The sequence below is a fragment of the Pseudomonas sp. KH_024_B2 genome, from assembly GCF_057839965.1.
In genome coordinates, this window is sequence record NZ_CM174502.1 from 2,618,340 (window position 1) to 2,637,435 (window position 19,096).

Below are 19,096 nucleotides of genomic sequence, written 5' to 3' on the forward strand. Positions count from 1 at the left end.
TTAATATTTCCAGAAGGCAGGTGTAAGCATCACCAGAACGGTCAGTATTTCCAGCCTTCCCAAGAGCATGCCGACTGTCAGCAGCCATTTTGCCGAATCGGGTAAGGTGGAAAAGTTACCTGCCGGACCAATGATCGTGCCCAGTCCCGGACCCACATTGCATACCGCCGTGGCTGCGCCGGTCAAGGCTGTCGTCCAGTCAAGGCCGATCAGCGCCAACCCCATGGCGATCCCGCCGATGGTGATGGTGAAGAAGAATGAAAAGGTCAGCAGCGAGCGCGCGATGTCTTCGTCGATGGGGTGGCCGTTGTATTTTTTCTGAATCACTGCACGAGGATGAATCAGCTGTTTCAGACTGCCCACCAGCAATGAAGAGGCCACTTGAAAGCGGAAAATCTTCAGTCCCCCCGCCGTGGACCCGGAGCAACCGCCGACAAAGGTCAAATAGAAGAACAGCAAAACAGAAAAGCTGCCCCATAAGGTGTAATCCCCGAGGGCTAATCCCGTGGTCGTGACCACCGAGGTTACATTGACGGCCACGATACGAAACGCTTCCCACCAGCTGTAGTCACTGTTAAAGCACAACCACGTACCAAATAACAGCCAGGTAATCACCAGAAACCCAATGAACCCTCGCACCTGATGGTCTTTTAATAACGCACTTTTGTTGCCCCGTAGTGTGGCGACATACAAGGTGAAAGGCAGGCTGCCGAGAATCATGACGACCACCGATACCCAATGAATAGCCGGTTGAGGCCAGTGCGCCAGGGATGCATCCGAGGTTGAAAAACCGCCGGTTGAAATAAATGACATCGCATGATTGATTGCTTCGAAAGGCGTCATTCCCGCAACCCATAGCGCCAGAGTGGATACCCCGGTCAGCCCGAGGTAGAGCAGCAGAATATATTTCGCCGCGACGTGAGAGCGTGGAGTCACTTTCTCTGACCAGTCGGAAGATTCTGTCTGAAACAAACGCATGCCGCCGACTCGCAACAAAGGCAAAATCGCCACAGCCATGCCGATAAAACCAATTCCCCCGAGCCAGTGCAGCATCGAGCGCCAAATCAGTAATCCTGGAGACGCGGTATCCAGCCCCGTCAAAATCGTCGAGCCGGTGGTGGTGATGCCGGACATCGTTTCAAAAAAAGCATCGGTGTAGCTGATGTGATGGATGAGTACCATCGGCAAAGCCGCAAAGGCGCAGACGACAACCCAACTGGCCGTGGTCAGCAGGTACATATCTCGTGGGCGAAGTTGGGCAACCTCTGGACGCCCGCGAATAATCAGCGCCAACCCACAGACGAAAGTGATCAGGCTTGACCAGAGAAACGCCGACAGATCATCACTGCGGTCATAAGCGACCAGCGTCACCATGGGAATCACCATGCTCACGGCCAACGTGATCAAGAAAATACCCAGGATAAATCCGATAAGCCGCAGTACTGCAATGGACATAAAAAACGCCTGCTGATGAGCGCTGCACAGTATCAATTTCCTTAAAAGGACGCTGCGTAAAGTTTGCGTAAAATTCACCAGGGGCGGCATCTCCGTACGGCGTCAGTGCAACAGCACGTTATGATGGCCCCGCCCGGTGCTAACTGTCACAGGCAAGCCTTAACCCTCGGAGCCAGAAACTCGATGTCCCAGATCACCCATTTTGAAACCCCGTGCCCCGAGCACATCAATAGCCAGATCCTGCAGATGGTCGTCGATTATCTGACCGACATCAGCATGGTGGCGATCGCGCCGAGCAACCTTCTGTACAACGTTTATCAATATGCGATCGGCTACGAGGTTTATCTCTACCTGGAGGCTCTCGGCGGGTCCAAAGGGATTCCTGTCGAATTGATCATAGCGACGGATGATGAGGACCCTTTGAAGGTCATCGGCTTTTTGCTGTATCTGCCGGTCAAGGACGATCCCGAGGCTTGCGGCGTGGCCTATATGGCGGTGCACGCAAGCCATCGGCGCCGTGGGGTCGCTAGGGCGATGCTGCAGGAGATGGTCGGCCGATACCCGCATGCCGAGCTGACCTGCTCCGTTGCAAAGGTCCCATATTTCGAATCGATAGGATTTCAGGTCGTGGGTGTGCGCGGTACTCAGGTGCTGATGAATACCCGTGATCACAGCACTGACGGCTTGATGGGCCTGCTGGACGTCGCACCGATCTACAGTTCAGTCGAGGTGCGGCAGATTCATACGTATCTGCTTCAAAAACATGGGAAGAGAGCGATGCTCGATGCCGAAAAGCAGCGTGACCGGCATCTCGACCAGATGACTCGCAAAACGCATGATTTTGTGCGCGATCGCCTGGCAGAGGCGGCATTGCAAACCACCTTGCGTGGGCCACGTTTGCTTTAGTGTGTTGGAGCAGCCCATATGACGGGCTTGGTCGCCGCCAACGCAACAGGGGGGCATGATCCTTGGCCCGACCCGGCAACGGTCGCGGGAATGGACCTACAATGATACTGAGCCAGGTGGGATGTGAACACCACAACACAATCCCGCGGTTCCGGCCCGCAAACCCGGAGTCGACACTCATCAAGCTGCTGATCGGCTTGTTATCGACAGAGGCGGGGCAGACAGCGGACTTTCAGAGCTGGACCGCAACCAGAGGAGCCATATGCCGAGCGACACGAGCGGGGTCGGTGGCCAACCGCCGGCGCGGTTACAGGTCCGACTTCTTGGTGCAGTCGAGCTAATCCTGGACGGCCGGTGTATTCGCGCCTTCAACTCGCTTCGCTTGCAACGGTTCCTGGCGTTGATCGTGTTGCGCAGAGACCCGCAGCACCGCTCAAGACTCGCGTTCGAGCTTTGGCCCGACTCCGACGAACCGCAGGCGCGCACCAACCTCAGAAAGCTACTCCACGACTTTCGTCATTCCCTTCCCGATATCGGTGAGTTCGTCGAGATCGACAACGAGATTGTGCGGTGGATTGCGACCGGGCCGAGCGAAGTCGACGTGCTGAGGTTCCAGGATGCCATGGCCGCGGGTGATTTCGAGCTCGCTGCGCGCCTCTATTCGGGCGATCTCCTTCCAGCTTGTTATGACGACTGGGTCTTGGACGAGCGAGCGAAACTTCGAGCGCAGGCGTATGCGGTCCTCATGCGGCTGACAGAAGAGGCTGCGGGGCGCGGCGACCACAAAGCCACGCTCAGGTATACCCAATGCATCATCGACCTTGAGCCGACCGATGAAGCAGCCGTTCGAATTCAGATGCAAGCGCATCTCGCGCTTGGCGATAGAGCCGCTGCGCTGCGCGCCTACCACCGGTACGCGCAGGCGCTTGAGCGTGACCTCGCGGTGGCACCGGGCGAGGCGATCAGAGCCATGTACCAACAGCTCCGGGCTGGCACACTAAACCGCGACGAAGTGCAGGGCAAGGACCTGTCACCCGTCGCCGAATCGCCTTTCGTCGGCCGCGAACTCGAATGGAACCAGCTCAATGAGGCATGGAACGCCGCGCGGGCGGGTCGGGCACATCTCTTGTTGGTGACGGGGGAACCGGGGATCGGAAAGTCGCGTCTCGCGCTGGAACTCGGCCGCCGCGTTCGAGCAGAGGGACATGTGGTGGCATCGGCTCGTGCATACGAGGCTGCGGGCAGACTGCCATGGGGGCCCGTCGTCGACCTACTTCGATCGGATGCTCTGCGAAGCCACATCGACACGCTCGACACGGTCTGCAGGGCCGAGCTCGCTCGTCTGCTGCCCGAACTGCGCGACGTTTCCCAGCCATCTGAACGGAGCCAGCCGGGCGACTTGGCTCAGCGCCATCGGTTGTTCGATGCTGTGAGCCGAGCCATTGTCGCCGGCGAGCGCCCGCGCTTGCTGATCATCGACGATCTCCAGTGGTGTGACGCCGAGACCATCGAGTTGATCGGTTTCGTTGTCCGCTCCGCACAGACCGCACCTGTCCTCATCGTCGGTACCGTCCGCTCGGAGGAGATCCCAGAGTATCATCCCCTCGTTGAACTCGTCGACGCCTTGGGCCACGACCAGGCAGTGACCACCGTGCCACTCGACCGGCTCGACCAAGCCACCACTGCGACGCTCGCTGCTCGGCTACGCGCTGAGGACACGATTGATGCGAAACTGGCGGCGCGACTCTGGAGCGAGACCGAAGGCAATCCACTCTTTGTCATTGAGGCTCTTCGCACCGGGATCTCCTCTGATGGAAGTCAAGCAGTGCTCACACCGACGATGCGGGCGGTGCTGCGCGCCCGACTGGGCCAACTAACTGACGGCGCTCGGCGACTGGCCGAAGTGGCGGCCGTTATCGGTCGGCCCTTCTCAGTCGGTCTGATGGTCTCGGCCACTGGGATCGATGAGCACGAACTCATTGATCACGTCGACGAACTCTGGCGTCGACGGATCATCCGCGATCAGGGGCTCACGTACGATTTCAGTCACGACAAGCTTCGGGCGGTCGCGCTGGAGATGGTCAGCCCAGCTCGTCGACGCCAACTCCACAGGGCTGTCGCCGAGGCGATCGCGGTCGAGCGCCACAGCGACATCGATGCGGCCAGCCCGCAGCTGGCCGCACACTACGACCAGGCCGGCATGGTTGAACCGGCCATCGATGCCTACCGCGTGGCGGGGGGCCGAGCGGTGGCTGTGTCGGCCCTCGAAGAAGCGGTCACCATGTTTCGGCGCGCGCTCGCACTGCTTGCCGACCTGCCACCGACACCCGACCGCGATGCACTCGAACTCGATATCCGGATCGCCCTCGGATCCCCGCTCGTTGCCCTCGACGGTTACGGCTCCAAGGGTGCGCACCAACTCTACGAGCGAGCCCTTTCACTTTGCCGCAAGCTTCACAGACCCGTGGAGCCGCCGATCCTCCGTGGCTTGGGCCTCGCCCGGCTGCAGGGCTGCCGCTTCGACGATTGCGACGAACTCGCTCGGGCCCTTCTCGAGCATGAGAGTCATGATCCGGTCGCCAGGACAGAGGGCCGCTATCTCCTCGGCGTAAGCGCGTTCTGGCGGGGCGATCTGGCCAGAGCCCGTCACTATCTTGATGGCGCTATCGAAGCCTATGACCTGTCCCATCGCGACGAGCATCTGGTGTTGTACGCCCAGGACCCGAAGGCGGTTTGCCTCGTACGGCTGGCCCTCGTCGAGCTGTGGGCCGGAGATGCCGGCAGGGCCGGTCAGACAGCTCGATCTGCGCTTGAGATCGCCGTGGATCTCGATCATCTAATGACGTTGGGGTACGTCATCACTTACGCGGCGATTCTCGCCGCCGAATCCGAAGATCTCGCGCGCCTCGCCGAGCTCCTCGCGGACGCCGACCTTCTATGGAAGCGTTTTTCGGACCGCTACTTCATGGTCGTCCTGGAAGCCCTTCGGGGCTGGCTAGACGTCTGCGGGGGATCGGCTGGTGGCATCGAGAAGATCGTGCGGTCGGTGGCACGCTCGCGTACCGAAGGGGAGACCCTTCATCTGACCTACACCCTCCTTCTCCTCGCCCGGGCTCGCGGCATGCTCGGGGAATTCCGCCAGGGACGCGCCGCCACACGCGAGGGGCTTTCGTGGTCACAGCGCTGCAACCAGCGCTATCTCGAGGCCGAGCTGTGGCGAGTCGACGGCGAGCTGGCGTATCGCAGCGGGGAAACCGAAGCCGCCGCTTCTCTGCGCAGTGCCGTCGAGACCGCCAGCGCTCAAGGGGCGGGCTGGCTGGAGCTTCGGGCGCTGCACTCCTTGGCCAGGCGATTTCCCGATCAGACACTGCGTGAGCAACTCGGCGACCGCCTCGAGACCATTGTGTCAGGCCATGATCTCCCGGCGTTCCGGGCCGCCACCGGCTTTCTGAGCGAGACCGATTGAGAGGGAACGCTTTTGGAACGCCTGAGCGCGCAATCTCAAGACGAAGCAGAGGAGCACCCGGAGCGGAGGAGCATCCAATGAGCGACATAATCAAGGCATTGACCGAAAAGGTACGGGGTCGGGTCATCACCCCCTCGGATTCTGACTACGACGGCGCTCGTGCCGTCTACAACGCCATGCACGACCGCAAACCCCGCGCCGTCATCCAGTGTGTGGATTCGGCCGACGTGATGGCGGTGGTCGCCGCAGGCCGCGACGCCGGCCTCGACCTGGCAATTCGCGGCGGGGGCCACAGCGTTCCCGGATTCGGCACGGTGGACGACGGCCTGGTCATCGACCTGTCGAGGATGAACAGCGTGCGGGTCGACCCGGTCAAGAAGATCGCCCGGGTTGGGGGCGGCGCGACCTGGGGCGATGTCGACCATGCGACCTATCCGTTCGGCCTGGCAGCGCCCGGCGGGATCATCTCGACGACCGGGGTGGGTGGCCTGACGCTGGGCGGCGGCATCGGCTACCTGACCCGCGGCGTCGGTCTCTCCATCGACAACCTGCTGGCGGCCGATGTCGTTCTCGCCGATGGCCGGCAGGTCACCGCGAGCGATTACCAGAACGAAGATTTGTTCTGGGCCCTGCGCGGCGGCGGCGGCAACTTCGGTGTCGTCACCAGCTTCGAGTTTCAGCTCCACGAGGTCGGTGACATCGTGGGCGGCCCGCTGTTCTACGAGTTCGACGATGCCGCGGCGGTCCTGGAGTGTTACCGCGAATTCATTGCGAATGCGCCCGAACAGCTCGGGTGCTTTTTCGGCTGGCAGATTGCCCCTGACCTGCCGTTTATCCCCAGGAACCGGGTCGGGGATCTGTTCTGTGTACTGGTCACGTGCTGGAACGGTCCACACGAGGAGGCTGAGCGAGTACTTAAGCCACTACGCGACGCTGCCGAAGTGAAGGCGGAGCAGGTCGGCGTCATGCCGTTCCCGGCCCTGCAAAGCGCCTTCGACGGCTTGGTCCCGAAGGGCATGCAGCATTACTGGAAAGCAGACTTCATCATCGAGCTCACCGACGAGGCGATTGCTGCTCACGTCGCGCATGGCAAAAAGACTCCGAACATAAGCTCGAGCATGCATCTGCATCCGATCAACGGTGCGGCGCAACGGGTCGGCGCCAACGAGACCGCGTTCGGTCATCGGGACAAGAGCTTTGCCCCGGTGATCGTGGGAATCTGGTCGGACCCTGCCGACAACGAGGCCAGCATCAAGTGGGTGAAGGATTACTACGCCGCTATTCATCCCCACTCGGGCGGCAATGGGGGCTACGTCAACTTCATGTCCAGCGACGACGATCACCGTGCGCCCGCAAACTATGGCGCCAACTACGAGCGGCTGGCGGCAGTGAAAGCGACCTATGACCCGGACAACCTCTTCCACATCAATCAGAACATTGTTCCAGCGAATGGGCGCTGAGCATCACGGCGTTTATTCAGTCAGGAGAATCGACGACATGAGCGATGAATGGTTTTTCAAGAGCGAAACTTGCTTTGCTCGTCTGGGGTGCCGAGATGTTGGCGCTCGCGTTCTAATGCGAAACGGCAAAGCTGGCGTCTGATTTGGGAGGAGAGATTCTCGGTAGGCGGTTTGATTGTTGATATTAGACATCGCCAGGATTGGCGGGAGGCATGCTTACATGTACCGGCTTTTTGGAATGCAAGCTTCTGGTTCCCGCCTTCCAGTTTGTAACTGGCGGGTGATTGCTTGCCTTCGTCTGCTCCCAAGCGTGTTGCCCTGCGCAGCGGCTATTTCAGCTCTGCGCCCTTAGGAACAGTGAGAACAGCTCGGACTGGGATTTGATCCCGAGCTTGCTGTACATGTGCTTGCGGTGGACCTTCACGGTCTCGGCGGAAATCGCCAGCTTGCGCGCGATCTCCTTGTTCGAGCAGCCGCTGAGCATCAGCCGGCCGACTTCCAGTTCGCGGGCGGAGAGCGGCGTTTCCAACTGCTGGACGGTGGACTCCAGCCAGCTCTGCCAGCTTGGCGTCGGCGGCGCGACCTGCTCCAGCACCTCCCGCTCGAAAGCCATGCGCTGACGCATCAAACCGGCGACCCAAGGCTGGATCAGGCTGAGCAGGGCGAGCTGCTCCGGACCGAAAAGACTCTCGCTTCCCAGCGACAGGCTGAGGGTGCGCTGCGCATCGAGCTGGACGTTGATATGTACTTCGTCGGCCACCACGTTGAGGCGGAAGTAGCGTTGATAGTAGTCGGTGTGTTCGAAGCACTCCGGCGCCACGTCGGCCAGCCGAAATAAACCGCTCTGTGGTGCTTCCCGGTTGGCCAGGTAAAAGGGATCGAGCAGGTACAGGCCCTTGAGGTAATCCTGGAAGAGCGGGTCCGGTCCGCCATCCTTGCCAGGGCATTCTGCGAGCACCTGCGGCCGGCCACTGCTGAAGATCATCACGACCCAGCTGTCCACCGGAATATATCCATTCACCATGCGCACCAGCGCCAACCAGAAATTGGCGCGGTCCAGCGTCTCGATCAGCCGGCCAATCGCCTGGTGCCAGGCCACATCCTGCAATGTCATGTTCACTTTGCTACCCATACGGGGTTACCCCATCGACGTGATTACTTGCCGCTCTGCGGCGCTCCATACTCCATTCCATACCAGCCCTGGCGGGTGCTGTTCAGTTTGGCGATTGCGAGCCACTTACACGTCCAAGGATCACTGATGAAGATTGAACTCGTACAACTTACCGGTCGCGATGGCGATACTGCTTATAACCTGAAGCGTACCTTACAGGCCATCGCTACCTGCGCAGTGGATACCGATCTGCTGGTATTTCCGGAAACCCAGTTGATGGGGTTCGTCGACGCGCAGCAGCTCGCCGAAGTCGCCGAGCCACTGGACGGGCCGAGTGTACAGGCCGTGCAGCGCGCCGCGCGCGAACGGAACGTCTCGGTAGTCGTCGGCATGGCCGAAAACGCCGCCGGTACCTACTACAACACCTCCCTGTTGGTGACCCCGCAAGGCATCGCCTTGAGCTACCGCAAGACTCACCTGTGGCCCTCGGAGCGCGGCCTGTTCCAGCCGGGAGACCGCTATGTCACTGCGCTCTGGAAGGGCATTCGCGTCGGCATCCTGATCTGCTATGACATCGAGCTGCCGGAAAGTGCTCGAGCCCTCGGCCAGCTCGGTGCCGAGCTGATCCTGGTCACCAACGGCAACATGGACCCCTACGGCCCGGTCCATCGCACCGCGATCATGGCTCGCGCCCAGGAAAACCAGGCATTCGCCGTGATGGTGAATCGAGTGGGGGAAGGTGATGACGGCCTGGTGTTCGCCGGTGGCAGCACGGCGGTCGATCCGTTCGGACGGGTGTTGTGCGAGGCCGGGCGCGAGGAGTGCCGGCAGGTCGTCACGCTGGACCTCGACCAGCTTGCGCAATCGCGCCGCGATTACAACTACCTCAACGACCGCCGCTTGCGCCTGACCGGCGAGCCAATCGAGCACCCGGACGGTCGCCGCGAACTGCTGATTCCCTGACCCGCGCGAGGTATTCCAGACAACCACACAACTTCAAATTCGCCGATGTCGGCCCTGCCATAACAATCCATAAATCAGCAGGCGCAGCGCTCATTCCTGTGAAGAGGGCGCTACCGCTCTGGAGAATCCAGATGAATTCGATCCGCTGTTTGCAACTCGCCCTGGCCTCAGTGTTCAGTATCGGTCTCAGCCTCGCCTATGCGGGGGCCGACGCCGCTGAGCCTAAGGTGAATATTTACAACTGGTACGATTTCATCGCCCCGGATGCGACAAAAAACTTCCATGCGCAGACGGGTATCCGTGCGACATATGACGTGTTCGACAATAGCGATGTCATGCAAAGCAAGCTCATGGCCGGTCGCAGCGGCTACGACGTAGTGGTCGCCACCGGCGACCTGCTGCCGAACCTGATCAAGGCGGGCGTACTCAAGGAGCTGGATCGCTCGCAATTATCCAACTGGCCCCATCTCGATCCGGACATTCTCGCCAAGGTACAAAGCAATGATCCAGGCAATCGCTACGCGGTTCCCTACCTGTGGGGCACTACCGGGATTGGTTATGACGCGGACAAGGTAAAGTCGATCCTTGGTCAGGAGGCGCCGGTCAACTCCTGGGACCTGATCTTCAAGGAGGAGAACCTGGCCAGGTTGAGCCAATGCGGGGTGGCCATGCTGGATGCACCCGGCGAGATCATTCCGATCGCGCTGCATTACCTCGGACTGCCCTACAACAGCCGGAACCCGGAGGACTACCGCAAAGCTGAAGCGTTGCTGCTGAAGCTGCGTCCGCACATCCGTTACTTCGACTCCTCCAAGTTCATCTCCGACCTGGCCAACGGCAACGTCTGCGTGGTGCTGGGTTGGGCGGGTGGGGTCCAGGATGCCAAAACATCGTCAGAACAGGCCGGCAACGGTCGCAGGATTCTCTACAGCATCCCCCGTGAAGGCGCACCGGTCTGGGTGGAAAGCATGGTGCTGCTCAACGATGCGCCCAACCCCAGGCAAGGGTTGGAATTCATCAACTACATGCTGCGCCCGGAAGTGATCGCCCAGTCGTCCAATTACCTGGCTTACCCCAACGCCAACAAGGACGCCAGGGTGCTGGTCGAGCAGAAAATTCGCGACAACCCTGATGTTTACCCATCCAAAGAGGTGCTGGACACGCTGTTCCCGATCGAGCCGTTGCCGCTGAAGCTGGAACGCGTGCGTACCCGTGTCTGGACCAAGGTCAAGAGCGGCAGTTGATCGCACTCGCGTCTGCAACACAGTGAAAAACGGATCAGTGATCCAGTCGAACCATCCATGAAACTGAGAGCAACCATGAATCCACGTGCCCGCGATTTGAACATCCAGTTCGGCCAGCTACCACCCGGCCCCCTCAACGCCATCACCGATGTCCCCGGCGTACGGGTTGGCCACAGCAATGTGCGAGGGCGGACCGCCAGCGGCCGCGACATCTGCACCGGGGTCACCGTGATCGAGCCCCGCCCAGGCTCCACCAATCAGCAGCCATGCTTTGCCGGCGTCCATGTGCTCAACGGCAACGGCGACGCCACGGGCCTTGAGTGGATTCGCGAGGCCGGTCTGCTGACCAGCCCGATAGCGTTCACCAACACCCACAGCATCGGGGTAGTGCGCGATGCCCTGATTGCCCTGGATCGCCAGGACCAGCCCGATGACGGGCGCCTGTACTGGAACATGCCGGTGGTATTGGAGACTTACGACGGCCTGCTCAACGACATCAACGGCTTCCATGTACGTGCCGAACATGTGGCTCAGGCCCTGAGCGCGGCAGTGGGCGGTCCGGTAACCGAAGGCGCCGTTGGCGGCGGCAGTGGCATGATCTGTCACGAGTTCAAGGGGGGCATAGGCACGGCTTCGCGACGACTGAGTGCAGCGCAGGGTGGCTGGACCGTGGGGGCCATCGTCCAGGCCAACCACGGCACGCGTCACGAGTTGCGTGTCGATGGTTACCCGGTGGGGCGCTACATGGAAAAGGCCGACTCGCCCTTCCTTCGAGCATCCCTGCCGCATCCGGGCATGGGCTCCATCGTCGTCTGCCTGGCCACCGATGCGCCGTTGCTGCCGCACCAATGCACGCGCCTGGCGCAACGTGCCGGTCTCGGCATTGCCCGCACCGGCGGCGGCAATGAAGACTGCAGTGGTGACCTCTTCGTGGCGTTCTCTACAGGGAACCAGAACGTGCCGCCAGCCGCCTACGAGGGCAAGGGCGCGCCCACCTGCAACAACTTGAGCATGGTCAACAACGACCACATCGGCGAACTGTTCCTGGCCGCCACCGAAGCCGTGGAAGAGGCCATCATCAATGCCCTGTTGGCCTCCAGCACCACCGAAGGCAATGGCCACACGGTGTCTGGACTGGACGCTGCAACCTTGTTGAAAGCCCTGCGTCAGGCCGGCTGGCCGGGAGCGGAGCATGGCGAACTGATTTAGCAGGTTCGAGGTGGTGTGCTCGCTTCGCGTTCATGCCGCTTGCTCTGGCCGTTTTCTGCCGATCTCGACCGACAGAAAACGGCCGAACTATAATTAATGTGTGCCAGTGTTTGTGTGGCGAGCACTGCAAAACCAATCAGCTATCCATAACGCTCGCCTGACAGGCAGATGGCAGTACAGCAAATGGGATGGACAGTACGTCTGATTACTCGAGAGAGGGTTCAGCCATGAAAATTCACTCCTTCCAGCATTACTCTCATGATCTGGGAATGGCCGTTCACGACGCGTGGATTACCGCCAAGGTGAAGTCGGCCCTGGCATTTCCCGAACCAACCCTTAGCCTGCATATCAATGTCAAAACCCATGCGGGCGTGGTGGCGTTGAGCGGTCGCGTCAACACCCATCGACAGTGTGAACAGGCTATTGGCCTGGCCCGTTCGGTGCATGGTGTCGCTGAAGTCGATGCCAGCGAATTGCGGACCCACGTGTTCATGCCAGGCAGTTTTCCAGAAGCTCCCAACGCTGAAGAGAGCACTGAGAGTCGGACAAAATCGTCAGACAAGATGGACGATAAATAATGACGAAGCCTGCGTCAGGCTTGGTCCTCGCTCGGGCGTAGCAGTCGCAAATCATGCGAACGCGGTTAACCTGTAATACCGCAGCAATACCGCAGCGCCTGATTTTACGACCGCTGCGTCCGGATGCGGCCCAGAGTGTGTAAAAACGCTGGATGAGGTTTTCAACTTCAAGTCCAGGGCCTTTCTCACGCTTCGGCACTCGCGCACGGCCAGGATGCCCTTGGCCCACCAACTTGGCGTTGCCGATGACTTGAAAGGCCTGAGCGGGCTCTAACGTCCTCCAGATCATGTCCAAAGTTGGCCAAATCTTAGGTCGCCAGAGCCTTAATCAAGCTCCCGACCCCCATGATTTTCATCACTCGCTTCAGGTTGTAGGCGAGCACATTCAAGCTCATTTCTGCGCTCACCCCGGGTAGCTTTCGGGTCAGGAAATGGGCCGTTCCCATCCAGTGTTTGAGCGTCCCGAAGGGATGCTCAAACGTCCGTTTACGGATCCGCATCATTTCTGGCGCGTTGCTCAGCCGACTCTACATTTTTTCCAGTACGGCTTCATGCTCCCAGCGCCGGACTCGCCGTTCCCTGCCCAGTGTGCACTTCAATTTCAGTGGGCAGTGTTGGCAGTTGGAACTCCAGTAACGGTGTAACTTCAGGCCGTTATCAATGCTGGAAAAGCGCCAGATCAACGCCTGTCCAGCCGGACAAATGTATTCGTTTTTCGCCGCGTCATAGATGAAGACATCGTTATTGAAACGCCCGTTCGCCTTGGCTCCGGAGGTCATTGGCTTCGGCACATAGGCGGTGATGTCTGCGTTGTGACAGGCCAGGATTTCTTCGCTTTTGAAGTAACCTCGGTCAGCCACTACCGACAGCGTTTCCAAGCCCATGGCCTCGCGGGCCTGCTTGGCCATCGAGCTGAGTTGATCGCGGTCGGAGCCGGTATTGGTGACCTCGTGCGCAACGATCAAATGGTGCTGGGTATCGACAGCTGTCTGCACGTTGTAGCCGACGATTCCAGTGCCACGCGTCATCATGGAGCGGGCGTCCGGATCGGTCAGTGAGACCTGTTTGTCCGGCGAGTCGTTGAGCCGAACTTCGATCGCCTGAAGCTCTTTCATTTGAGCCTTCAGCTTGGCGATTTTTTCTTCCAGTCGCGCAGCCTTGGGCTGTACGGTCGAGGGTTCTTGCTGATCGGCTTCGTCGAGCGCAGTCAGATAGCGGTTGATGCTCGATTCAATTTCTTCCATCCGCCGTTGCAACTTGGCGCTGGTGAAATTGCGGTCGCGATTGTTGGCGGCCTTGAACTTGCTGCCGTCGATGGCGACTAGGTTTTCTTCGAATAATCCCAGCTGCTGACAGAGTACGACGAACTGTCGGCAGACACCGCGGATGGCTTTGCTGTTGTCTTTTCGGAAGTTGGCAATGGTCTTGAAATCGGGCATCAAGCGGCCGGTTAGCCACATCAGCTCGACGTTGCGCTGGGCCTCTCGCTCCAGACGCCGACTCGACTGAATGCGGTTGAGATAGCCATAGATGTAGATCTTCAGCAGGATCGCGGGATGATAAGCAGGCCGGCCAGTATCGGCCGGTATGACGCCTTCAAAACCCAGCTTGACCAGGTCGAGTTCGTCGACAAAGACGTCGACTACGCGCACCGGATTGGTATCCGTGACGTAATCGTCGAGGCTTTCGGGCAGTAAGGTGCTTTGGTCTCGATGTTCACCTTGAATAAAGCGCTTCATGGGCGATCCTTGCGATGAAATCCTCAGAAATCATAGCAAGGCTTCGCGAAGGCGTTTTTACACACTTTGGGCCGAAAGCAGTCAGTAAGCGCCCAGAATCAAGGGCGATTTATATTGTAGCATTTGGCCATATACCAAGTTACGCTACAGATACCGTAGACAGGCTGCATACCAAAAAAACAAGGAAGGACTGAAGTGAATACGTCGGTTAATTTTGTATCAACTGCAGCGGTTTTCGATATTCGTATGCTCCACCCCCGCACGCGCAACCAAGTCCGTGCGATATTGAGTGTTCCATTAAAAGAGTCTGTGCGTTTACTGAATAAGATTCGCAATGATAAACGCGCAAATGAAATATTACTAATAGAACGCGTTTTAAGAAATGCAAACAGGCCGGGCGGCGTAAGCCTTCCGGATTTATTTCCGAGCGAAATTCAAACCACGGAAAACTACTACAGATTATGTGCGCTTTCGCCTATTAAGCAGTTTTTACAGATCAATAGTCTTCTAATAGAAAACTTAACCGCAGTCGAAGATATCCTCTCCCTGTCCGTTGAGCTGGGACGAATGATAGTAGCCGGTGATTTCTACAGCGCTGACAAGCATATAGATATAATCGTGCGAAAATACGGTTATAGTAATTTTATTTTGCGCAAGGCGATTTTAATAAGAAGTCTCAATAGTGAAGATTTACCGTTAGTGGGCGTTGACGATATATTAGATAAGGCTGGGGTGGCGAACAGTAACTTCATAGCTGGTTCCATTTTAAGATGCTATGAAGAAGAGCAAGGTATACTGAGTCTTAAACGCTCTTTGATGGGGTTGACAGACAAGAAGGGGGCAAACAAGTTTACACGCGATATGGTACGAGTTTCATTTCACCCTCACGCTTTGGATTTAAGTGACTTAGGTGAAATGGTTCAAAGCAATTTACAATCGTCGTTGATAGATGCGTTGATTATCCTTAAAGTAAATCGCGAAATGTTGCCATTAATTCCAGGTGATAAGATAAGCAGGCTTTTTGATGCCTGGGACGCATGCAATATAAAAGTTGATGAGATATCGGCAATGTACATTGCCATAGAAGACGGAGAATCTTTATTTTACAAGCACTCAAGCGCATGGTTAGAACACGAAATAATTGTAAAATATCGACGCCTGCAAGATCACTTTTACGACGATCCAGCCTCGAATTATTTTATTGTTGATGAGCGCTTAACGGGGTCTATCGGGCAGTGGGTAGCGAAAGTAGCGTTAGAAGATGTAGCGGCGGAAAAATTTTTGACCGTGCACAATAATGATGTATTAAAGCAACTCGAGTCAGATGGTAATGTCACAAGATCTTCCGTATTTAATTTTCTAACTCATGTTTCAGGTGGGCACGCATCCATAAGTGAAGAGTCCCTATACAATTTGATGGGTAAAACGTACGATCTGGCTAAGACCACTAATATCTTATATTTGAAAAACTTAGCCAAATACACTGACTCTCCATGGACTCAGTTAGTGTATTACCTATTGGTGGCTAAGCGAAGTGGAAACGAAGTAGATGATCACAGGCTAAGGAAACTCATCGAGAAATTGGTACGGGACGGATATGCTGGAGACTTGATCTCGTTCATAGATGCAATTTTGGAGCGATCGAAGGACGTTGCAATATTCGCTTACGAAGTCTTTACTGCTGATTTCATCTCAAAGCTGACTAGGATCATAAAGTCTTCAGCCCAGATAACCGAAACTAGAGCTGCGCTGCATCGATGGATGGGTAAACTTTCTGGAGAAAAAGTTTATCTGGATCGGGCTAGGACGCTTTTGATTGACCACAAAATTAACTTGGTCCGTAACGAGCTTGATGACAATCGTATATATGTGGACGCCGCCAGATTCGATGAGTGGATAAATGATGAGCTAGTGCAAGAACTAAATATGCTCTTCACTAGTATGGTTCATAGCAATAGTTTTGCTGACGGCGAAAACGATATATTGATGCAGTCGGTTGAAAAGGCTTACTTTAGCTTCTGCTCTAACAATAAGTTTGGGATTGCATCTTATCTAGGGCGCAGGATTAGGCACGGCACCTTTAAAGGTCATCTGTATTCAGGTGTGGTTGGAGTCGAGAGCCTTCCAAAATTTGCAAGGCTCTTTGAGGACCCTCAGTTTGTGATTCGCTGGCAACAGTGGAAGCTAGCTTACGAATCGAAGATTGACGACATTATTCGACATCGACTTCACATTGAATCGAATTCTAAGCGTGAAGGTTTAATGAGGCCGACCACAAAGGGTGTCAACAAGCAGGACATAGCTATTGCATGCGCCAAGAGCTTGGTTAAGCACTACACTGAGCATAAGAGCACTATAGGGTTCTCGTTAATTTTTACAGAATACTGTTGGCGTATTGCAGAGGTTGACTTACGGAGTGTGAGCTCCTATTTGAAGGGGCAAAAAACTTCATTGCTAATGCAAGATCTTCTGTATGAACTGAGTTCGAGTCAAGTTAATCGTGATTTAGCTAAAGATTTCGGTCGAGAATTGACATACCTGATAAATGAAAAACTCAAAACGATGCATGGTTGGTTCAAAAAGCCTGTAAGCGTAGCCCCGAAGGCCTCGCTTTCATTGCTATATCGCGCTGTTGTTGCTGAGGTTAAGCTGTACTTTCCAGCATTTGAAGTTGACACTGAATACGAGGAAAATGAAGACGTGGAAATAATGGGGGGGGCATATCACGTGCTTTACGATGCCCTTTACGTGGTTGTCTACAATGCTGCTAAACATGGCAGAACAAAAGGTTTGATTGAGCGATCGTTTGAAATTCAAAGATCGCCAAAGGATAGCTCCGGTGTCGTCGTGGTCCGTCTTTCATCAGAAATTGCGGAGAGCGCTTGTGAGGCATTGGTTAATGAGCGACTGCAGGTACTGCCTGGCGCTGATATTGATAACGCTCAACTTTCAGAGGAAAGAAGTGGTATTAGAAAGTTGCATCAGTTGCAGAGCGCAGATCTAAACTTTAATTTACTACAGATTTCGTGCGAAAATCGTAGGGTGTCCGCAGTAATGTCTTATAATTTGGAGCACATTTTATGAATGTTCTGCTTATAGAGGATGATAGCTTTAAGGAGAAAAGCTTAACGGATTTTTTGATTTCGATCACTCCAGACGTTCAAATCGTGTCAGCCCCAAGCTTAGTCGATGCCATTGAGGCGATTGATAATAAGAGTTATGATCTTATTTTAATTGATATGGCTATTCCTAGCCACCCAATCACGCATGGTGGTGGCGCTCCTATCTCCCTGCTAACTGGCGGGCTCGAGGTTTTGTTAGAGCTTGAATCTATGGGGCGGTTAGACCCTTGCGTTGTAATAACTCAGTATCCAGACATCGAAATATCCGGGGTATTTTATCCTGTACATGATGCAGGACAAGAAATTAAAGATAAATTAGGCTGCATTGTACTCGACTGTATTAAGTACTCTGAAGATTCTGGCGACTGGAAGGATAAACTCGGCCATATAGTTGGTAGCTTATGAAAATTCTTGTTCTTGAAGACAATGCCGAAAAACTTAATAAAATAACCTCCTATATTGGTGGGCTAGCTGCGAAGATTAACGTTCAAACATGCGTTAATTTTCAGCAATTTCTAACATTGGTGGAGCGCGATCAATTCGATTTAATCATTGCTGATTTATTGGTCCCGGTTTTTGATGACGATCTTGAGGCAGTAGATGTGGCAATACGAGTTGTAGCTGCTGCAAGGGACTATGAATGCCCGAACCGAACTACTCCTATTGTGGCGCTGACCCGATTTGATTACGCCGCAGAAGAGAACTATAAAGAGTTGAATGAAAGAGGTGTGTCCATAGCGACATACGATGATAGTGGCTCCTGGGAGGCGATTATTGCCGAGAAGGTAATTTCCTGCATGCCAAATATTAGTTATGAAGTGGTCATAATTTGTGCGTTAAAGAAGGAGGCGAAGGCATTTGAAGAGGCAGGATACTTAGTAGGAAATCTACACTCGCAGCACGGAATGGAGTGTCGAGAAGTTGCGATTAATGGCAAGTCCTGTTTGATTGTTACTGCGCCGAGAATGGGGTTGGTGGGTGCGGCGATTGCTACCGCTAGAGCAATTGATATGTTTCGGCCTCGACTTGTTTGTATGGGCGGTATATGTGCAGGTTTCGCAGGAGAGGCTCATATATACGATGTGGTAATTACTCAAATTTGCCAGCAGCATGATTTCGGCAAATGGACAGCGGAAGGTTTTCAGCCCGAGCATTACGCAGTGCAGCTTAATCATGGCTTGAAACTAAAAATCGATGAAATTTTGGATGACCCATCTTTTAAACTGGCAGTTAAAGATGGTGTGGTATTAAAGGCTAGTGAATTCCCTCCAGAGAAGGAAGAGCTTCAATTTGAAATTATCGCGGCTCCTACCTCCAGCGGAAATGCAGTGATCGCCGACGAAAAAATGTCCAAGATGATAGAAGGGCAACATCGGAAAGCGGTGGCTTTTGAGATGGAGTCGTTCGCAGTTTACGAGGCGTGCCGATTAGCACAAAGTCAACCGTTATTCTTTAGCGCTAAGTCTGTGGTCGATGACGGAGGTTCTGCAAAAGGGGACAAATTCCATCGCGTTGCAGCTATTTTGTCAGCTAAAACCGTAGGTCAAATTATAAGCAGAATATTATGAGAAAGCGGTGCTCAGTATTTGGCCTGCATCTCTAACGGTAGATCGCCCTAAATTCCTAAACGCATCCGAATGGCAGCTTTTGGCCCAGGCTGTGTGAAAACGTTTTAGAGCAAGTTTGACAGTCAGAATCAGAACGTAAGTCGCGTTTCTACGCAAATTTCAGGTCTGCTGACTAACCAAGCGCTGGCAGATTTTACGTAGCAACGCAGACTTCAAAACGGTGCAAGCGTTTTCACACAGCCTGGGCCCAGACCGGACGCAGCCTTCGGCAGCTG

The 19,096-nt window shown here is 55.6% G+C and carries 12 protein-coding genes and 1 pseudogene; 10 read left to right on the forward strand and 3 right to left on the reverse strand.

The window, feature by feature from the left end:
• Positions 1-1,455, reverse strand: coding sequence for a TrkH family potassium uptake protein (locus tag AC3I0A_RS12310; RefSeq protein ID WP_489378067.1), 1,455 nt, complete (start codon positions 1,453-1,455; stop codon positions 1-3).
• Positions 1,456-1,638: 183 nt separating this feature from the next.
• Here AC3I0A_RS12310 and AC3I0A_RS12315 point away from each other — a divergent pair, with 183 nt between their 5' ends.
• The 3 genes from AC3I0A_RS12315 to AC3I0A_RS12325 all read left to right on the forward strand — a co-directional run bounded on the left by AC3I0A_RS12315 (position 1,639) and on the right by AC3I0A_RS12325 (position 7,287).
• On the forward strand, positions 1,639-2,361 hold the full coding sequence (locus AC3I0A_RS12315) for a GNAT family N-acetyltransferase (protein ID WP_489378068.1): 723 nt from the start codon (positions 1,639-1,641) through the stop codon (positions 2,359-2,361).
• 262 nt (positions 2,362-2,623) lie between these two features.
• Entirely contained in the window at positions 2,624-5,827 is a 3,204-nt protein-coding gene (locus tag AC3I0A_RS12320) for an ATP-binding protein (protein ID WP_489378070.1), read from the forward strand.
• Between the two features lie 77 nt (positions 5,828-5,904).
• Positions 5,905-7,287: an FAD-binding oxidoreductase gene (locus AC3I0A_RS12325; RefSeq protein WP_489378071.1), complete on the forward strand. Its 1,383-nt coding sequence runs from the start codon at positions 5,905-5,907 to the stop codon at positions 7,285-7,287.
• Positions 7,288-7,621: 334 nt separating this feature from the next.
• Here AC3I0A_RS12325 and AC3I0A_RS12330 read toward each other — a convergent pair whose 3' ends face one another.
• Positions 7,622-8,407 carry a helix-turn-helix transcriptional regulator gene (locus AC3I0A_RS12330; protein ID WP_489378487.1) on the reverse strand — a complete coding sequence of 262 codons (786 nt, stop codon included), beginning with the start codon at positions 8,405-8,407 and terminating at the stop codon, positions 7,622-7,624.
• A gap of 138 nt (positions 8,408-8,545) precedes the next feature.
• Here AC3I0A_RS12330 and AC3I0A_RS12335 point away from each other — a divergent pair, with 138 nt between their 5' ends.
• The 4 genes from AC3I0A_RS12335 (at position 8,546) to AC3I0A_RS12350 (ending at position 12,392) form a co-directional block, all read left to right on the forward strand.
• A complete protein-coding gene (locus AC3I0A_RS12335) occupies positions 8,546-9,361 on the forward strand; it encodes a carbon-nitrogen hydrolase family protein (RefSeq protein ID WP_489378072.1) in 816 nt (271 codons plus the stop codon).
• Positions 9,362-9,492: 131 nt separating this feature from the next.
• The gene (locus tag AC3I0A_RS12340; RefSeq protein WP_489378073.1) at positions 9,493-10,605 is read left to right on the forward strand and encodes a polyamine ABC transporter substrate-binding protein; all 1,113 of its coding nucleotides are present in this window, start codon (positions 9,493-9,495) and stop codon (positions 10,603-10,605) included.
• A 75-nt stretch (positions 10,606-10,680) separates the two neighbouring features.
• Positions 10,681-11,814 (forward strand): DmpA family aminopeptidase, encoded by a 1,134-nt coding sequence (locus tag AC3I0A_RS12345; protein WP_489378075.1) that lies wholly within the window; start codon positions 10,681-10,683, stop codon positions 11,812-11,814.
• Between the two features lie 227 nt (positions 11,815-12,041).
• Entirely contained in the window at positions 12,042-12,392 is a 351-nt protein-coding gene (locus AC3I0A_RS12350) for a BON domain-containing protein (protein WP_489378076.1), read from the forward strand.
• A 308-nt stretch (positions 12,393-12,700) separates the two neighbouring features.
• On the opposite strand, the pseudogene AC3I0A_RS12355 reads toward AC3I0A_RS12350, so the two are convergent.
• Positions 12,701-14,131 (reverse strand): annotated as a pseudogene (locus AC3I0A_RS12355) (IS1182 family transposase).
• 195 nt (positions 14,132-14,326) lie between these two features.
• On the opposite strand from AC3I0A_RS12355, the gene AC3I0A_RS12360 reads away from it, so the two are divergent.
• The 3 genes from AC3I0A_RS12360 to AC3I0A_RS12370 are packed head-to-tail and all read left to right on the forward strand — an operon-like array spanning position 14,327 to position 18,821.
• Positions 14,327-17,215 (forward strand): hypothetical protein, encoded by a 2,889-nt coding sequence (locus tag AC3I0A_RS12360; protein ID WP_489378077.1) that lies wholly within the window; start codon positions 14,327-14,329, stop codon positions 17,213-17,215.
• Positions 17,212-17,658 carry a response regulator gene (locus AC3I0A_RS12365; protein ID WP_489378079.1) on the forward strand — a complete coding sequence of 149 codons (447 nt, stop codon included), beginning with the start codon at positions 17,212-17,214 and terminating at the stop codon, positions 17,656-17,658. Before AC3I0A_RS12360 ends, AC3I0A_RS12365 begins: the two co-directional genes overlap by 4 nt.
• Positions 17,655-18,821 carry a phosphorylase family protein gene (locus AC3I0A_RS12370; RefSeq protein ID WP_489378081.1) on the forward strand — a complete coding sequence of 389 codons (1,167 nt, stop codon included), beginning with the start codon at positions 17,655-17,657 and terminating at the stop codon, positions 18,819-18,821. The genes AC3I0A_RS12365 and AC3I0A_RS12370 overlap by 4 nt, the downstream gene beginning before the upstream one ends.
• Positions 18,822-19,096 lie beyond the last annotated feature (275 nt).

Excerpts from the sequence above, each read along its gene's own strand:
- AC3I0A_RS12310 (WP_489378067.1), bottom strand. The coding sequence starts at position 1,455 with ATGTCCATTGCAGTACTGCGGCTTATCGGATTTATCCTGGGTATTTTC.
- AC3I0A_RS12315 (WP_489378068.1), top strand. The coding sequence starts at position 1,639 with ATGTCCCAGATCACCCATTTTGAAACCCCGTGCCCCGAGCACATCAAT.
- AC3I0A_RS12320 (WP_489378070.1), top strand. The coding sequence starts at position 2,624 with ATGCCGAGCGACACGAGCGGGGTCGGTGGCCAACCGCCGGCGCGGTTA.
- AC3I0A_RS12325 (WP_489378071.1), top strand. The coding sequence starts at position 5,905 with ATGAGCGACATAATCAAGGCATTGACCGAAAAGGTACGGGGTCGGGTC.
- AC3I0A_RS12335 (WP_489378072.1), top strand. The coding sequence starts at position 8,546 with ATGAAGATTGAACTCGTACAACTTACCGGTCGCGATGGCGATACTGCT.
- AC3I0A_RS12340 (WP_489378073.1), top strand. The coding sequence starts at position 9,493 with ATGAATTCGATCCGCTGTTTGCAACTCGCCCTGGCCTCAGTGTTCAGT.
- AC3I0A_RS12345 (WP_489378075.1), top strand. The coding sequence starts at position 10,681 with ATGAATCCACGTGCCCGCGATTTGAACATCCAGTTCGGCCAGCTACCA.
- AC3I0A_RS12350 (WP_489378076.1), top strand. The coding sequence starts at position 12,042 with ATGAAAATTCACTCCTTCCAGCATTACTCTCATGATCTGGGAATGGCC.
- AC3I0A_RS12365 (WP_489378079.1), top strand. The coding sequence starts at position 17,212 with ATGAATGTTCTGCTTATAGAGGATGATAGCTTTAAGGAGAAAAGCTTA.
- AC3I0A_RS12370 (WP_489378081.1), top strand. The coding sequence starts at position 17,655 with ATGAAAATTCTTGTTCTTGAAGACAATGCCGAAAAACTTAATAAAATA.